This window comes from Curtobacterium sp. VKM Ac-1393 (genome assembly GCF_015350995.1).
Lineage (GTDB): Bacteria > Actinomycetota > Actinomycetes > Actinomycetales > Microbacteriaceae > Curtobacterium.
On record NZ_JADKRW010000002.1, the window covers coordinates 57,366 to 73,492 of the forward strand.

Sequence of the window (16,127 nt, forward strand, 5' to 3'; positions counted from 1 at the left end):
GCCGCGCAACTTTCGTGTGCGGCGCGCCGCACCACGGCGCACGAATGATGCATCACGCGACGGGTGCGTGCATTACAGCGGTGTAAACAAATCGCCCCCGGTTCGATGAGTTCCGTGACAGGGTGATACCAATGAGCGTTCCTGACCGGGCACACAGACGTTCCACCCGCCGGTCAGGACTCTTGCACCCATCTTCCAGAGAGGCGTCGAACATGGCATCCGTGTTCAAGAAGCACACCACCACGTGGGGTCGGCGCGGCATCGCGCTCGGCGCCGGGGCAGCAGCGACGGCGCTGGTGCTGACCGGTTGCGCGAGCAGCAGCGTGAGCGACACCGAGCTGAAGGGCCTGAGCATCGGGACGACGGACAAGATCACCTCCCTCGACCCGGCCGGCTCCTACGACAACGGTTCCTTCGCCGTGCAGAACCAGGTCTTCCCGTTCCTGATGAACACGCCCGTGGGCAGCCCGGACGTCGAGCCGGACATCGCCACGAAGGCGGAGTTCACGAACCCGACCACGTACGAGGTCACCCTCAAGGACGGGCTCGAGTTCGCGAACGGCAACAAGCTCACCTCGAGTGACGTGAAGTTCTCGTTCGACCGCGAGCTCAAGATCAACAACGAGAACGGCCCGCAGTCGCTGCTGGCCAACCTGAAGAGCATCGACACCCCGGACGACACGACGGTGGTCTTCAACCTCGACCACGCGGACCAGACCTGGCCGCAGGTGCTCTCGAGCCCCGCCGGCCCGATCGTGGACGAGGACGTCTTCAGCGCGACGAAGCTCACCAGCGCCGACGACATCGTCAAGGGCAAGGCGTTCGCCGGGCAGTACCAGATCAGCTCCTACAAGGAGAACCAGCTGATCCAGTACAAGACGAACCCGAAGTACGACGGTCTGCTCGGCAAGGCGAAGACCTCCGAGGTGACGGCCAACTACTACACGAAGGAGACCGACCTCAAGCTCGCCGTGCAGCAGGGCGACGTCGACGTGGCGTACCGCTCCCTGACGCCGACCGACATCTCGGATCTCCGCAAGGACGACAAGCTCAAGGTCACCGATGGCCCCGGCGGCGAGATCCGCTACGTGGTCTTCAACTTCAAGACGCAGCCGTACGGCACCGGTCAGGACGACGCCGACGAGGCGAAGGCCCTCGCAGTGCGCCAGGCCGCCGCTGACGTGGTCGACCGCGCCGCCCTGGCGAAGGAGGTCTACAACGACACCTTCACGCCGCTGTACTCGATGGTGCCGGACGGCCTCACCGGTGCGGTCCAGCCGTTCAAGGACATGTACGGCGACGGTGATGGCGGCCCGGACGTGTCGAAGGCGAAGAAGACCCTCGCCGACGCCGGTGTCTCCGGCAAGGTGCAGCTCGACATCCAGTACGCGCCCGACCACTACGGTTCGGCCTCGGACGACGAGTACGCGCTGCTGAAGACCCAGCTCGAGGACTCGGGCCTGTTCACCGTCAACATCCAGTCGACGGTCTACACGACCTACGCCCAGGAGCGCACCAAGGACGCCTACCCGGAGTACCAGCTCGGCTGGTTCCCGGACTTCTCCGACGCCGACAACTACCTGTCGCCGTTCTTCACCAAGGAGAACTTCGTCCAGAACCACTACGACGACTCGGTCATCCAGGACCTCATCGCGAAGGAGCAGGCGGAGTCCGACCCGGACAAGCGTGCCGACCTGATCGAGCAGGCCCAGGAGCGCGAAGCAACGCAGATCTCGACGCTGCCGCTGCTGCAGGGCAAGTCCGTCGCCGTCGCCGGCAAGGACGTCAAGGGCCTGACCCTCGACGCCTCGTTCAAGTTCCGGTACGCCACCCTCAGCAAGTAGCACCACGCCCCTCGCGCAGGCCGCGGGCGTTCCCACGAGGAACGCCCGCGGCCTGCGCACCGGCATGAAAGGCACCCCTCCCCGTGACCCTCAGCACTCCCGAGGCGACCCAGGACGTGAACGGCACCGATCCGACCAAGCCACAGGCACGACGCAGTGCCAAGAACAGTGGCGGCGGACTCGGCCGGTACATCCTGGTCAGATTCCTCCTCATCATCCCGACCGTCTTCATCCTGGTGACGCTCGTGTTCTTCCTGATGCGCGTCATCGGGAACCCGATCACCGCGTCGGTCGGCGGGCGGCTCACCCCGACGCAGCTGCAGGAACGCCTGCACGCCGCCGGGTACGACCGTCCCGTGCTCGTGCAGTACTTCGAGTACCTCGGCAACATCCTGCGCGGTGACTTCGGCAACGCGTCGACGGACAACCGGCCGATCACCGAGATCATCCTGCAGTACGGCGGCGCGACCGCCGAGCTGGTGTTCTACGCCCTCGTCGTCGCCCTCGTGCTCGGCATCCCGCTCGGCATGCTGGCCGCGTACACGCGCGACAAGTGGCCCGACGTGCTGCTCCGTGCCCTCGCGATCCTGACCTACGCGACCCCGGTGTTCTTCGGCGGCCTGCTGCTCAAGCTCGTCTTCTCGGTGTGGCTCGACTGGCTGCCCCTCGGCGACCGCGCGTCGACCAGGGTGGAGCTCATCCTCGACGGCATCCCCGGCGCGAGCGGCATCTACATCATCGACGCGCTCCGCACCGGCAACGCGGCGGTCATCGGCGACGTGCTGCAGCACGCCGTCCTGCCCGCGCTGACCCTCGGCCTGCTGACCGCCGGCATCTTCCTGCGCCTGGTGCGCGCGAACATGATCGGGTCGCTCGGCTCCGAGTACGTCGACGCGGCCCGTTCCCGAGGTGTCCGCGAGTCACGGCTCGTCCGGACGCACGCGTTCCGCCCCGCCCTCGTGCCGATCATCACCGTCATGGGTCTGCAGATCGCGATGCTGCTCGGCGGCTCGGTCCTGACCGAGACCACCTTCGATTGGCGCGGACTGGGCTTCGAGCTCAACCAGTACCTGTCGGCCCGTGACTTCGTCGCTGTCCAGGGCATCGTCGCGATGCTGGCGGTGATCGTCGCGGTGACCAACTTCATCGTCGACGTCGTCGCCGCACTGATCGACCCGAGAGTGAGGTTCTGACGATGGCCGACACCACCCTCGTCGACCGCCACGAGCCGCTCTGGAAGCGGCTGCCCGTGGTGGTCCAGCTCCGCAAGAGCACCGGCTGGCAGCGCGCCATGCTCATCGTCGGCGTGGTCATCTGCGCCCTCTACCTGCTCGTCGCGGTCTTCGCCCCGCTGCTGGCCCCGTACGGCTTCGGCCAGCTGCAGGGCGCGGACGGCGAGAGCTTCCCGCGCACCGACGCACCGAGCGCGGAGCACATCTGGGGCACCACCGTCGGCGGCTTCGACGTGTTCAGCCGCGTCGTCTACGGCGCCCGGACCGCGGTCCTCGTCGTGATCGTCGCGGTCATCGTGTCGATCATCGTCGGCGTGCTGCTCGGCCTGGTCTCCGGTTACCTGGGCGGGTGGCTCGACCGGATCCTGGTCGTGGTCGCCGACGCGATCTACGCGTTCCCGTCGCTGCTGCTCGCGATCGTCGTGTCGATCGTGATCTCCGGTGGCAACTCGAGCTACTCGGGTGGCATCATCGCGGCGGCGATCTCGATCACCGTCGTCTACGTGCCGCAGTACTTCCGGGTGGTCCGCGCCGAGGCCGTGCGCCTGAAGAACGACGCGTTCGTCGAGTCGGCGCGCGTGATGGGCACGAACCCGTGGCGCATCATGACCCGGCACGTGCTCCGGAACTCGACGCGGTCCCTGCCGCTCATCCTGACGCTCAACGCCAGCGACGCGATCCTGACCCTGGCCGGGCTCGGCTTCCTCGGGTTCGGCATCGGACCGACGAGCGGTGCCGAGTGGGGCTACGACCTCAGCCGTGCGCTCTCCGACGTCGCGAGCGGTGTCTGGTGGACGGGTGTCTTCCCGGGTGTCGCGATCGTGGTGCTCGTGCTCGGCGTGACGTTCATCGGTGAGAGCCTCAACGACATCTCCGACCCCCGTCTGCGTGCGCGCCGGCGGCTGAAGCAGCTGGTGTCCACGCGCGACGCGCGCAACACGGCAGCACGCGCGGAAGGAACCGGCGCATGACGAACGCAGCAGGCCCCCAGAACGACGCAGCCCCCGAGAACGCGGGCGCACCAGTCGTCGTCGTCGACGACCTCACCGTCACCTTCGCGACCGACGGCGGCGCCGTCGACGCGGTGAAGGGCGTCAGCCTCGACGTCCGCCCCGGCGAGGTCCTCGCCCTGGTCGGCGAGTCCGGCTCCGGCAAGTCCGTCACGGCTCGCGCGATGCTCCGGCTGATGCCCGAGACGGCGACGCTCGGCGGCGCGGTGCTGCTCGACGGCACCGACGTGGTCACCGTGGGCGCGCAGAAGCTCCGCAGTCTGCGCGGGACCGCCGGCGCGATGGTCTTCCAGGAGCCCAGCACCGCGCTCAACCCGGTCTTCACGGTCGGGTGGCAGATCGCCGAGGGGCTCCGGGCCCACGGCGGCATGTCGAGGAAGGAGGCACGGGCGAAGGCCATCGACTACCTCGGCCGTGTCGGCATCCCCGACCCCGAGACCCGGGTCGACCACTACCCGCACCAGTTCTCCGGCGGGCAGAAGCAGCGTGTCGTCATCGCGAGTGCCCTGGCCCTCGAGCCGTCGGTGATCATCGCCGACGAGCCGACCACGGCGCTCGACGTCACGGTGCAGGCCGAGATCCTCGACCTGCTCCGCCGCTGCCGCGACGAGTTCGGCACGGCGATCGTGATCATCACCCACAACATGGGCGTGGTGGCCGACCTGGCCGACCGTGTCGCCGTGATGTACCAGGGCGAGATCGTGGAAGAGGCGTCGGCGACGGACCTGTTCGCCCGCCCGCAGGCCGACTACACGAAGCGGCTGCTCGCCGCGGTGCCCCGGCTCGAGGCGTCGACGGGGACCGCCCGCCGCGCCGCGATCTCCGAGGACGTCACCCCGCTGGTCGAGGCGAAGGGGCTCGAGATCGAGTACCCCGGGCGCCTCGGTTCGCCGGCGTTCCGCGCCGTGAAGGGCGTCGACCTGGCGATCCGTCCCGGCGAGGTCCTCGGCCTGGTGGGGGAGTCCGGCTCCGGCAAGACCACCATCGGCCGTGCCATGGCCGGTCTGACGAAGGTCACCGGCGGCTCGCTGAAGGTCCTCGGCGCCGAGATGCTCGGCTACCGCGAGCGCGACTTCAAGCACCTGCGCAAGGACATCGGGTTCGTGTTCCAGGACCCGGCGACGTCGTTCAACCCGCTGCTCACGATCGCCGAGTGCGTGGCCGAGCCGCTCGTCGTCCACAAGGAGGTGTCGAGTCCGCGTGCTGCGCGCAAGCGGGTCGACGAGCTCCTCGAGGCCGTCCAGCTGCCGCGGGCGTACGGCGACCGCTACCCGCACGAGCTCTCCGGCGGGCAACGCCAGCGTGCCTCGCTCGCCCGGTCGCTCGCGCTCCGGCCGAAGCTGCTCATCGCCGACGAGCCCACGAGCGCGCTCGACGTGTCGGTGCAGGCCCGCGTGCTCGAGCTGTTCCTCGAGCTCCAGCAAGACCTGGGCTTCGCGTCGCTGTTCATCAGCCACGACCTGGCGGTCGTGGGCGCGCTGTCCGACCGGATCGCGGTGCTCTACCGCGGTGACCTGGTCGAGGTGGGCACCACCGCGCAGGTCCTCGGCGCGCCGCAGCACCCGTACACGCAGCGCCTGCTGGCGTCGCTCCCGGTGCCGGACCCTGCGGAGCAGGCCGAGCGACGGCGTACGCTGGAGCAACTGGAGAACGCCGGGTCCTGACCCGACGCGACCCGTCCAGGAGGCCCGTCCTGCGTCGACGACGCACGCCGGGCCTCCTGGGCGGTCGTCTCCACAGCTGTACGCACGACGGTCCTGCCAGCGGCGGTCCGTCGCGAACCGCCGCCAGGGGGCGGCGTGGAAGGGGACCCATGATCGCGGTCAACGGACCGGCGGTCGTCGCGGACGACGTGTCGATCGAGTACCGGGGCGGACGGGGGTCCGAAGCGATCCGAGCGGTCGACGGCGTCAGCCTGACCGTGCGGCAGGGCGAGATCCTCGCGCTGCTCGGTGAGTCCGGCTCCGGCAAGTCGACGTTCGCGGCGGCGATCGCCGGACAGCTCGGCTCGCACGGCGAGGGCGACGGGGCCCTCCGCCGGCACATCGTGGGCGGCGAACTCACGGTGCTCGGGCAGAAGACCCGGGGGCTGCGCGGTTCGTCGCGCAAGCTCGAGCGACTGAGCGGCCGCATCGGCTACCTGCCGCAGGACGGCGCCGACCGGCTCAGCCCCGACCTGACCGTCGGCGAGGCGATCGCCGAGCCCATCTACCAACGCGACCGCCGGTTCGACCGGAAAGAGGCCGGCCTGATCGTCGCGCGCCTGGTCGACGCCGTGCACCTGCCACTCGGCGTGATGCGCCTGAACACGTGGGAACTGTCGAGCGGGCAGCGGCAGCGCGTCGCCCTCGCTCGCGCGCTCGTGCTCGAACCCCAGCTGCTGGTGGCCGACGAGCCCGCCCGCGGCGTCGACGTGCTCGTGCGCCAGTCGGTGCTCGAGGCCCTCGCGACCCTGCAGCGCAACCGGCACTTCTCGGCCATCGTGGTGTCGAGCGATCTGCGCGAGGCGGGGGCCCTGGCCGACCGCGTCGCCGTGATGGCGGACGCCCGACTGGTCGGTCTCGGCACCTTCGACGAGGTGCTCGACAACCCGGTCGACCCCTACGTGAAGACCCTGGCCGCGACCGCGGCCCGCGGTGTCAAGCGCCGCCCCGCACCCACCGCCCCGCGCCGTTCGACGGCACCGCGCAGACCGGTCGCCGCGGGCACCGGACCCCGCACGGACCGACAGGAGAACCCGTGAGCACCGTCACCCGAGGCCACCGCGCCGTCGTCCCCACCTCCGGCGCCCCGCTGCCGATCGACGCGCCGCTGTCCGGCCCGGTCGCCGTGCTGCCGGAACCGACCAACCTGCACGTCACCGCGGTGACCGAGGCCGGCGGCACCGTCGCACCGCTCGACGCGGACACGCGCGGACTCGTCTGGCTGGACCCGCGCGACCCGTCCGGACTCGAGGACGCCCTCGACGCCGCACCCGGGGTCGGCTGGGTGCAGCTGCCGTTCGCCGGCGTCGACGCCTTCGCGCACCTGATCCAGGAGCACGGGGACCGCGTCCTCTTCACCTCGGCGAAGGGCGCCTACGCCGAACCCGTCGCCGAGCACGCGCTCGCGCTCACCCTCGGCGCGCTCCGGGTGCTGCAGAAGCGGGCCCGTGCGACCTCGTGGGCGACCGAGCCCGAGGGCGTCTCGCTCTACGGCCGGAACGTCGTCGTCATCGGTGCCGGCGGGATCGCCCTCGAGTACATCCGCCTGCTCGCCCCGTTCGACGTCGACGTCACCGTGGTGCGCCGCTCGGCCGACCCGGTCGACGGCGCCTCGCGCACCGTGACCACCGACCAGCTCGACGAGGTCCTGCCGGGCGCCGACGTCGTGATGATCGCGGCGGCCATGACCTCGGGTACGGCCAAGCTCTTCGGCAAGCGGCAGTTCGCGATCATGAAGCCCTCCGCCCGGCTCGTCAACATCGCCCGCGGGGGACTGGTCGACACCGACTCCCTGGTCGAGGCGCTGCGCTCCGGTGCGATCGCCGCCGCGGGACTCGACGTCACCGAACCCGAGCCGCTGCCCGACGGCCACCCCCTGTGGTCCGAGCCCGGAGCGATCGTCACCCCGCACCAGGCGGACACTCCGGAGATGGTCGCGCCGCTGCTGGCCGAGCGGGTGCGGCTCAACACCGCGGCGTTCCTGGGCGGCACGGGCGAGGGGTTCGTCGGCGTCGTCGACCCCGTCGCCGGGTACTGACGCCGGGTCGTCTCGCGGGGCCGGAACGCGGCGCGCCCGGGCGGCGTGTCCGATGCGGTGAGGGGCCCCGAGGTCCTGCTATGCTGTTACCCGTTGTTCGCACGACATTCGCCAGCGGACAGTGATCCTCGATAGCTCAATTGGCAGAGCAGCCGGCTGTTAACCGGCAGGTTGTTGGTTCGAGTCCAACTCGGGGAGCTTCTGGCCCGGATCCGCAAGGATCCGGGCCTTTTGCGTGTGTTCGCGCCGCAACGGGACGCGCAGTCGGCTCACCTGCTCCGCTCTGACGCGCTGCTAGCCTGAACCAGTCCCCAGATCCCGGAAGGCCACTGTTCGATGTCGTTGACCCGCGAGCCCGTCACCGGGCGCATGGTCGACTCGCGGACCGAGCCCGTCCTCTGGCGCGCGAACCGGGTGTTGTCCTCCCCGACCGCGTTCCTGGTCGTGCTCGTGGCGTTCCTACTGGTCGGTTTCTTGTTCGCCGTCACCATCCACGTGCCTGCGTCGGCCGCACCGGACGAGCGGCGGCACATCGGCAACATCCTGCTCTACGCAGCGCGCCCCTGGACGGACGGGCCGTTCCTGCACGACGTCAAGGCGTCGACGCTGTGGCTCGGCGAGGTCACGCGCTTCCCGGCGTACCTCTACTACTACCTGATGTCCTTCCCGGCGAGGGGGGCGCAGGCGCTCGGGCTCGACTACGAGCACACCGTCATGGTGCTCCGGAGCATCGACGTCCTCGCTGCCGGGGCCGGTCTGGTCGCCCTGCGAGCGATGTTCCGGAACGCCGGGGTCCCGACCGCGATCGGGCTCCTCGCCATCATCGCGACGGCCTTCACCGGCCGGTACGCCTGGCAGGCCGCGACGATCAGCTACGACGCGCCGTCCATGGCAGCGTTCTTCCTCTTCGCTGCTGTCGCCGTGAAGGTCGCGCGCGACGGGGGCCTCCGCACGCTCGCCTGGCTGGTCGTCACCGCGATGCTCGCGCTGATGCTCAAGTACTCCCAGGCGCCTCTGATCCTCGCCGGGGCGTTCTTCGCGATCCTCTTCCGGTACCGGGTCGACGGCTTCGCGTGGCTGCGGAACCCGGTGCGGCGAGCGGCCGCGGGCTTCCGGGGCCGGCCGGCGCGGTCGATCGTGCTCGTCGTCGTCGGTGCTGCGCTCCTCGCCCTCGTCCTCGAGCGCTTCGGTGTGAACCTGCTCGTCTACCGGGCGTTGAACCCGGACTGCGCGGAGATCCACAGCCGTGCTGCGTGCATGAACTTCGGGATCTTCCGCCGGAACTACAACGCCGTCCGGGCCCACGACCTGGCCGTGGTCACCGGGACGCTCGAGCCGTTCCACCCCCTGGCGTTCCTGTGGATGTGGATCACGACGTACTTCCGGTCGCTGTTCTTCTTCTGGGGTCCGTCGTTGGCCTGGCGCCCGAACCTCGGCGTGGTCGTGTTCGGCGCGACGGTCTCGGTCGCTGCCGTCGCGATCGCCGGCACCCAGCTGCGACGGGTCCTCCGCTCGGCCTCGATGTGGTGGTTGGCCACCGTGCCCATCGCCTACACGGTGGCGGTCCTGTGCTTCAACGCGGCGACCGCCGTGAACCTCCGGCAGGACTTCGCGTTCTCCGGCAGGTACCTGCTCCCGGTGATGCCGATGATCGTCGCGGTGATCCTGCTCGCGATGTCGTCGTGGCTCCGCGGACTGCGCGGGCGGGCTGCGACGATCGCTTGGGTGGCCACGATCACGGTCGGCGTCGTGCTGTTCGCGTTCTACAACCCGATCAGCGCCTTCTTCCCGTACGCCGACTCGGCTGCCTGGTACTCGAGCTGGGCTCGTGCGGTGTTGCCCCACTGGCTGACCGGACTCGACACGTGACCGGGTCGTCGCGCCTCCGAACCGTCGTCGTCCTCGCCCTGACGGTCCTCTTCTTCGTGGTCATCGGCGTCGGCGCGTTCGCACGCACAGGTGGAACGAGCGCGGGTGAACGGCGAGTGGGATCGTGCACGGTCCGTATCGCGCCGCAACCAGGTTCGGTGACGACGTGCGCGGACCAGGACCTCGCCGGTGCGGACTTCGCCACCGAGGACCTCCGTCTCGCGGACCTGCACGGTGCCGACCTCCGTGGAGCGGACCTCGGGGCGAGCGTCCTGTTCGGTGCGGACCTGCGCGGTGCCGACCTCCGTCTCGCGGACCTGCACGGCGTCGACCTGTACGCCGCCGACCTGACCGGAGCGGACCTGCGCGACGCAGACCTCACGGGTGCGGACATGTCGGGTGCCGACATCAGTCAGGCGCGCATCGACGGCGTCGACCTCACCGACGCGCGGATCGCCGGGCTGACGGTTCGCGGCACACCACTCGAACTCGCGGACCAAGAACTCCGCAGCACCGACGGACGGCCGCTCACCGTGCCGATCCGTCTCGACCTGCCGCGCGGCGTGACGTCGACCAGTTGCGTCCGGCAAGAGGTCCAGGCGCCGGTGGGCGCGACCGAGGTGCGCTGTCGCATGAGCACCGAGGCACGCAGCGGCGGCCGGCTCGACCAGCGCGCGACCATCACCGTCACTGGCCCGACGCGCTGAGCGGCGGTCGTGCGGCTTTCCTGGCCGGGGGAAACTGTTAGCGTTCACAGGTGCTCCGATCCCGTCCGCCCCGCGTCGTGCTCGTCGGCGCGCTGCTCGCAGGGGTGCTCGCACCGCTGCTGGTCGGGTGCAGCGGCGCAGGACCGGACACCGACTCGTCCGAGGACCCGACGAGCTCGGAGACCGGACTCGGGTCGGGCGCGTCGCCGGTCGTGTTCGCGTTCGTGTGCGACGACGGCGAGCGGGAGACCTACACGACGTACTCGGCGGTGTGGGAGGCCGAGCGGACCTCGTGCGCCGCGGAACGGCTGACCGGTTCGGTGCCGTCGGAGCAGCAGCAGGCGGCGGTCGACGCGGCGCGTGGTGACGCGACGCTGGTCGAACTCGCGAGCACCTGCGCGGTGACCGGGACGGCACCGTGGACGTCGGCCGTGGCCGACGACGGCTCGGCCCACCTGGCCGACGGGCTCCTGCAGTACTGCCCGGGGCATCCGGAGACCGACCACCTGCGCGACGCGCTGTCGTCGTACCGGAGCTGAGCCGGGCCTCCCGGTCGGACGACGCGGACGACGCAGACGACGCGACCGACGCGACCGACGCAGTCGACACGACCGACGCGTCCGATGCGCGAGACGTGTCCCGCGTCAGCCCTCGGGGTGGTCGCGACCCGGCAGCCACGACTGACCGGGGCCACCCCAGCTGTTCTTGCGGATCGCCTTGGCGACCTGCTTGCCGTACGGGTGCACGAGGCGGTCGGCGTAGAGCCATCCGTCCAGGTGGTCGTACTCGTGCTGGAAGATGCGGGCGAGCCAGCCGTCGGCGCTGACCTCGAACGGATCACCGTGCTCGTCGACGGCGCGGAGCAGGGCGCGCTCGGAGCGGCGCAGCGGGAACCGCTCGCCCGGCACGGACAGGCAGCCCTCTGACTCGTCGTCCTCGTCGAGCTCCTCGACCGACTCGGGGACGGGCGGACTGATCCACAGGACGGGGTTCACGGCGGCGCCGCGGTGCAGGACGTCATCGTCGTCGGTGTACGAGTACACGAACAGGCGCTTGCCGACGCCGACCTGCGGGCCGGCCAGCCCGACACCGGGGGCGAGGTCCATGGTCTCGAACATGTCGGCGACGAGGGAACGGAGGTCGTCATCGAACTCGGTGACCTCGGCTGCACGCTCGTGCAGGACGGGTTCGCCGGTGATGCGGATCGGGAGAACGGCCATTCACCCAGGTTATCCGGCGGTGGACGGTAGCCTCGACGCGTGACGACGGACCTCCAGCTGCCGGACGCAGTGAACCTGACGCCGTTCCAGGCGCTCATGATCCCGGTCGCGCTCATCGGTGCGGTGTTCCTGTCGCTCGGGGCGCAGTTCCAGAGCCGTGGGGTGCAGCGGGTCGAGGCGCGGCTGGGACGGCAGTCCAAGGGACTGAGCGTCCGGCACGTCGTCGGCCTGGTCTCGAGCGGCTACTGGGTGCTCGGCACCCTGATGCTCGGCATCGCGGTCGTGCTGCAGCTCATCAGCATCACGTACGCCCCGCTCATCGTGGTGCAGCCGCTCGGTGCGGTCGCGCTCGTCATCACGACGTGGTTCTCGTCGCGGTCGTCGGGTGTCCCGTTGGGCCAGCGGGCGAAGCGTGCAGTGTGGACGTGCATCATCGGTGTCGCGATCTTCGTCGGCATCGCGGCGTTCGTCGGGCACGAGAGCGCCATCACCCGCCAGCAGCTCGTCACGGTCCTCGTCATCCTGGCGGTCGTGCTCGTCCTGGTGCTGGTGTCGTTCCGGCTCGTCGCCAAGCACAAGAACGCGCTGTACTACATCGTCGGCGCAGGCATCCTCTACGGGTTCGTCGCGACGTTGGCGAAGGTCGTGCTGAACCGGTTCGTGAACGGCACGTTCGACTGGCTCACCGTGCTCGCGATCATCGGGGTGGTCGTCGCGGCGTCGCTCGGCGGGTACTTCGTGCAGAACGCGTACTCGGCCGGATCGGCGGACCTCGTCATCGCGGGGCTGACGGTGATCGACCCGATCGTCGCGGTCGGGATCGGCGTGGTCGTGCTCGACGAGGCGTCCGGGGCGCCGTGGGGTGCGGTCGCCGGTTTCGTGGTCGCGGCCGGCATCGCGATCACCGGCGTGTTCCTGCTGGCGAAGCACCACCCGCAGACCCGGGCCTGACCGCGACGGCCGGTCCGGCGCGGGCCGCGACGTCCTGCCGGTGAGGCGGCGTCACTCCCTGGTGGCACGAGGGTCCCCCGCGCGGCTGACGCGGCCGCCCGAGCAGGTGCGGTACCGTCGCAGTCCGACCAGCAATCGCCCACGAGAGGACGACGCCAGCCGTGTCAGGAGACGTCACCACCGCCACCGCCGAGCCGACGGGTGCGACGGGCGGACACCGACCGTTGCGGGTCTTGATCGCCGCGGACACCTTCCCGCCGGACGTCAACGGCGCCGCCACCTTCGCCGAGCAGCTCGCCGTCGGTCTGGCCGAGCGCGGGCACGAGGTCCACGTCGTCGCGCCCGCATCGAGCAGCCACCACGGCACCTTCGACGAGGAGCACCAGGGTGTGACCCTCGTCGTGCACCGCCTGAAGTCGTACAAGTGGCCGCTGCACGCCTGGCTCCGCTTCGTGTGGCCGTGGAGCGTGAAGAAGTGGACCGGGCCGATCCTCGACGCCGTCAAGCCCGACGTGCTGCACATCCAGTCGCACGTCGTCATCGGCCGTGGCATCGTGCCCGAGGCGAACGCGCGCGGCATCCGGGTCGTGGCGACCAACCACTTCATGCCCGAGAACCTGCTCGAGTACACCCCGTTCGGCAAGTGGACGCTGCCCATCGCGCTGAAGATCGCGTGGAGCGACGCCGCGAAGACCTACCGGCTGGCCGACACCATCACGACGCCGACCAACCTGGCGGCCGACTACCTGCGGAAGGCCATCGCCGGGCAGCGGGTGCTCGCGATCTCGTGCGGCATCGACGCATCCCGCTACGTCGCGCGCGAGGGGCGCCCGGTGAACAACGACATCGTGTTCGTCGGCCGCGTCGCACCGGAGAAGAACCTCGACGTCCTGGTCCGCGCCGTGGCACTGCTGCCCGGTTCGCTCGCCGCCACGCTGACGATCGTCGGCGACGGCGAGATGATCCCGAAGCTCACCGCCCTGGCGAAGGAGCTCGGACTCGAGGACCGCGTCCGGTTCCTCGGCTTCGTCTCGGACGAGGCGAAGCGCACGGCCCTGACGAACGGGACCGTGTTCGCGATGCCGTCCACCGCCGAGCTGCAGAGCATCTCGTCGCTCGAGGGAATGGCGTCCGGCCTGCCGGTCGTCGCGGCCGACTCGATGGCCCTGCCGCACCTCATCGACGGCAACGGGTACCTGTTCACCCCGGGCGACGAACGGGACCTCGCGGCCAAGCTCGAGGCCGTGCTCACCGCACCGGAAGCGGAGTACACGGCGATGCGCGCACGCAGTCTGGCCATGATCGAGGCACACGACATCAACCGCACACTCACGACGTTCGAGGCGCTGTATCGTGGGGAACCGGTGGCCTGACGGTCCCCGAGGGGCGGTAGCCAAGCTGGTCAAGGCAGTCGGCTCATAACCGAACGATTCGCGGGTTCAAGTCCCGCCCGCCCTACGTGCAGTTGAGACGCAAGCCCGAGGACGACCACGACAGCGCTGGTCCGACGCCGAACGTGACCTTCCAGGTGACCCGCGGCGGCACCGGCGTGCGCGTCAACGCCTTCCGCATCGGGTTCATGGGTGCCATCGGCGTGCTCGTGGCCCTGCTCGCCGGCACGATCATCGGTGAGCTGAGCACCGTCCTCGTCTACATCGGGGTCGCGCTGTTCCTCGCGCTCGGCATCGACCCGCTGGTCTCGTTCCTCGAACGGATCATCCCGCGGTGGGCAGCGATCACCATCGTCGTGGTGGGCGTCCTCGGTGTCTTCGCGGGGGTGGTGTTCGCGGTCGTGCCGATCCTGGTCGAGCAGGCGACGAACCTCATCCAGAACTTCCCCGAGGTCGTCGACGACATCTCGAAGCAGCAGTGGGTGCAGGACCTGTCGAAGCAGTTCGCCGGGTCGTTCGACATCGACCACGCGCTCGAGTCGGTGCAGTCCTTCGTCGAGAACCCGGGCAACCTGCTCAGCGTCGGTGGCGGGATCCTGGCCGTCGGCAGCGGCATCCTCTCCGGGGTGACGGGCGTGCTCATCGTCCTCATCCTGATGCTGTACTTCCTCGCCTCGATGCGCGGGATGAAGCGCGCGGCCTACCGGTTCGTACCGGCGTCGCGTCGCGAGAACTTCATCGACGTCAGCGAGCAGATCACCCAGGCCGTCGGTCGGTACGTGGTCGGTCAGGTCTCCCAGGCGCTCATCAACGGCATCCTGAGCCTGGTGTTCCTGCTCATCATCGGTGCGCCGCTGCCGGTGCTGCTGGCGTCGTTCGCGTTCCTCGGCTCGCTCATCCCGCTCGTCGGGACGCTCAGCGCCGCCGTCGTCATCTCGTTGCTCTGCCTGTTCGCGTCACCGGCGACCGCACTGGCCGCCGCGATCTACTACCTCGTGTACATGCAGGTCGAGGCGTACATCATCTCGCCGCGCATCATGTCGCGCGCGGTCCAGGTCCCCGGTGCCCTCGTGGTCATCGCCGCGGTGGCCGGTGGCACGATCGGGGGCGTGCTCGGCGCCCTGGTCGCCCTGCCGGTGGCCGCGTCGGTCATCATCATCGTGCAGAAGGTCATCTACCCCCGGCAGGAGCTGGCGTGACGGACGCGGCGGCGGCGTTCGCCGACCACGGTGCCTTTGCCGACCACGGCGCCTTTGCTGACCACATTGCGGAACGCGATCGCTGGGCGCGCGGTCCTCGTGGTCCGTTGGCCCTCGTGAACGACGCCCAGCGCGTCGACCACGCGCAGCCCGTGTGGCCGGTGCCCGGCAGCTGGGCGCCGACGACCGGCGGCCTCACCGTCACGGCCGCGGCCGACGACGGCGTCGTGGTCGACGGTGTCCCCGTCGACGGCACGGTGCTGGTCGCGGGCGACACCGCCGTGGTGCCGTCCGCCGTCGCGTTCGCGGACGGCTTCGCCGGCACGGTGTCCGGGTCGACCCTTCGGGTCTGGGACCCCGCCGCCGAACCCGTCCAGCGCTTCGACCACATCGCCCGGTTCGACCGGTCCGACGACTGGGTGCGTTCCGGAACGTACGTGCCGTCGGACGACGGTGCGGGCGACGACCGGGAGGCCCGTGGCAGCGTCCTCGACGCCGCCGGCGACGCCCTGCCGGTCGCCGGGCACATCGAGACGGCCTTCGGCAGCACGACGGTGCGCTTCGTCGCGGTCCGGTCCGCCGCGTTCCGCGGTGCACCGCGCCTGCAGCTCATCGTGCAGGACGCCACGAGCACCCTCGCCGAGGACGACCCCGGCAGCACCTACTCGATGGGTCGGTTCCTGTACCTGGACGATCCCGGTGCCGCGGGCAGGGTCGAACTCGACTGGAACCTGCTCGTGCTGCCGCCCTGCGCGTTCTCGTACCAGTTCGCCTGCCCGATCCCGCCGGAGGACAACCGCGTCCCCGTGCCGATCACGGCGGGGGAGCGGCACCCGGTCGACGCCGAGGACTCCGTCCTGCACTGAGTCGGATCCGGCTCGGCGGGGTCCTTGCCGTTCCCAGCCGGAACGCTGCATAATGGGCGTGTCCGCTCAGGACATCACAATCGCATACCGAATGGTT

At 70.0% G+C, this 16,127-nt stretch carries 14 protein-coding genes and 2 tRNA genes; 15 read left to right on the top strand and 1 reads right to left on the bottom strand.

Annotation, left to right across the window (positions count from 1 at the left end; all coding sequences use genetic code 11):
• Positions 1-212: 212 nt before the first annotated feature.
• From ITJ59_RS04080 to ITJ59_RS04125, 10 genes are all read left to right on the top strand, one after another.
• A complete protein-coding gene (locus tag ITJ59_RS04080; RefSeq protein WP_194649873.1) occupies positions 213-1,844 on the top strand; it encodes an ABC transporter substrate-binding protein in 1,632 nt (543 codons plus the stop codon).
• Positions 1,845-1,960: 116 nt separating this feature from the next.
• The gene (locus ITJ59_RS04085; RefSeq protein WP_194650369.1) at positions 1,961-3,037 is read left to right on the top strand and encodes an ABC transporter permease; all 1,077 of its coding nucleotides are present in this window, start codon (positions 1,961-1,963) and stop codon (positions 3,035-3,037) included.
• Between the two features lie 2 nt (positions 3,038-3,039).
• Positions 3,040-4,047, top strand: a complete 1,008-nt coding sequence (locus ITJ59_RS04090) for an ABC transporter permease (protein WP_194649874.1) — start codon at positions 3,040-3,042, stop codon at positions 4,045-4,047.
• Positions 4,044-5,750, top strand: a complete 1,707-nt coding sequence (locus ITJ59_RS04095) for an ABC transporter ATP-binding protein (protein WP_194649875.1) — start codon at positions 4,044-4,046, stop codon at positions 5,748-5,750. The genes ITJ59_RS04090 and ITJ59_RS04095 overlap by 4 nt, the downstream gene beginning before the upstream one ends.
• Positions 5,751-5,899: 149 nt before the next feature.
• The gene (locus ITJ59_RS04100; protein ID WP_194649876.1) at positions 5,900-6,829 is read left to right on the top strand and encodes an ATP-binding cassette domain-containing protein; all 930 of its coding nucleotides are present in this window, start codon (positions 5,900-5,902) and stop codon (positions 6,827-6,829) included.
• Complete coding sequence (locus ITJ59_RS04105; protein WP_194649877.1) at positions 6,826-7,827, top strand: D-isomer specific 2-hydroxyacid dehydrogenase family protein; 1,002 nt, start codon at positions 6,826-6,828, stop codon at positions 7,825-7,827. The genes ITJ59_RS04100 and ITJ59_RS04105 overlap by 4 nt, the downstream gene beginning before the upstream one ends.
• 125 nt (positions 7,828-7,952) lie before the next feature.
• Positions 7,953-8,025: transfer RNA gene (locus ITJ59_RS04110), tRNA-Asn, on the top strand.
• A 138-nt stretch (positions 8,026-8,163) separates the two neighbouring features.
• Positions 8,164-9,696 (top strand): hypothetical protein, encoded by a 1,533-nt coding sequence (locus ITJ59_RS04115; RefSeq protein ID WP_194649878.1) that lies wholly within the window; start codon positions 8,164-8,166, stop codon positions 9,694-9,696.
• A 158-nt stretch (positions 9,697-9,854) separates the two neighbouring features.
• A complete protein-coding gene (locus ITJ59_RS04120) occupies positions 9,855-10,403 on the top strand; it encodes a pentapeptide repeat-containing protein (protein ID WP_194649879.1) in 549 nt (182 codons plus the stop codon).
• A gap of 50 nt (positions 10,404-10,453) precedes the next feature.
• A complete protein-coding gene (locus ITJ59_RS04125; protein ID WP_194649880.1) occupies positions 10,454-10,942 on the top strand; it encodes a hypothetical protein in 489 nt (162 codons plus the stop codon).
• Positions 10,943-11,047: 105 nt separating this feature from the next.
• On the opposite strand, the gene def is transcribed toward ITJ59_RS04125, so the two are convergent.
• Positions 11,048-11,623, bottom strand: coding sequence for a peptide deformylase (def, locus tag ITJ59_RS04130; RefSeq protein ID WP_194649881.1), 576 nt, complete (start codon positions 11,621-11,623; stop codon positions 11,048-11,050).
• Positions 11,624-11,662: 39 nt separating this feature from the next.
• Between def and ITJ59_RS04135 the strand changes: the two genes are divergently transcribed.
• The 5 genes from ITJ59_RS04135 to ITJ59_RS04155 all read left to right on the top strand — a co-directional run bounded on the left by ITJ59_RS04135 (position 11,663) and on the right by ITJ59_RS04155 (position 16,030).
• Positions 11,663-12,574 carry a DMT family transporter gene (locus ITJ59_RS04135; RefSeq protein WP_194649882.1) on the top strand — a complete coding sequence of 304 codons (912 nt, stop codon included), beginning with the start codon at positions 11,663-11,665 and terminating at the stop codon, positions 12,572-12,574.
• A 161-nt stretch (positions 12,575-12,735) separates the two neighbouring features.
• Positions 12,736-13,947 carry a glycosyltransferase gene (locus tag ITJ59_RS04140; protein ID WP_194649883.1) on the top strand — a complete coding sequence of 404 codons (1,212 nt, stop codon included), beginning with the start codon at positions 12,736-12,738 and terminating at the stop codon, positions 13,945-13,947.
• 10 nt (positions 13,948-13,957) lie between these two features.
• A tRNA-Ile gene (locus ITJ59_RS04145) sits at positions 13,958-14,032 on the top strand.
• Position 14,033: 1 nt separating this feature from the next.
• A complete protein-coding gene (locus tag ITJ59_RS04150) occupies positions 14,034-15,164 on the top strand; it encodes an AI-2E family transporter (protein ID WP_323749393.1) in 1,131 nt (376 codons plus the stop codon).
• The gene (locus tag ITJ59_RS04155; RefSeq protein ID WP_194649884.1) at positions 15,161-16,030 is read left to right on the top strand and encodes a DUF1684 domain-containing protein; all 870 of its coding nucleotides are present in this window, start codon (positions 15,161-15,163) and stop codon (positions 16,028-16,030) included. Before ITJ59_RS04150 ends, ITJ59_RS04155 begins: the two co-directional genes overlap by 4 nt.
• Positions 16,031-16,127: the final 97 nt, after the last annotated feature.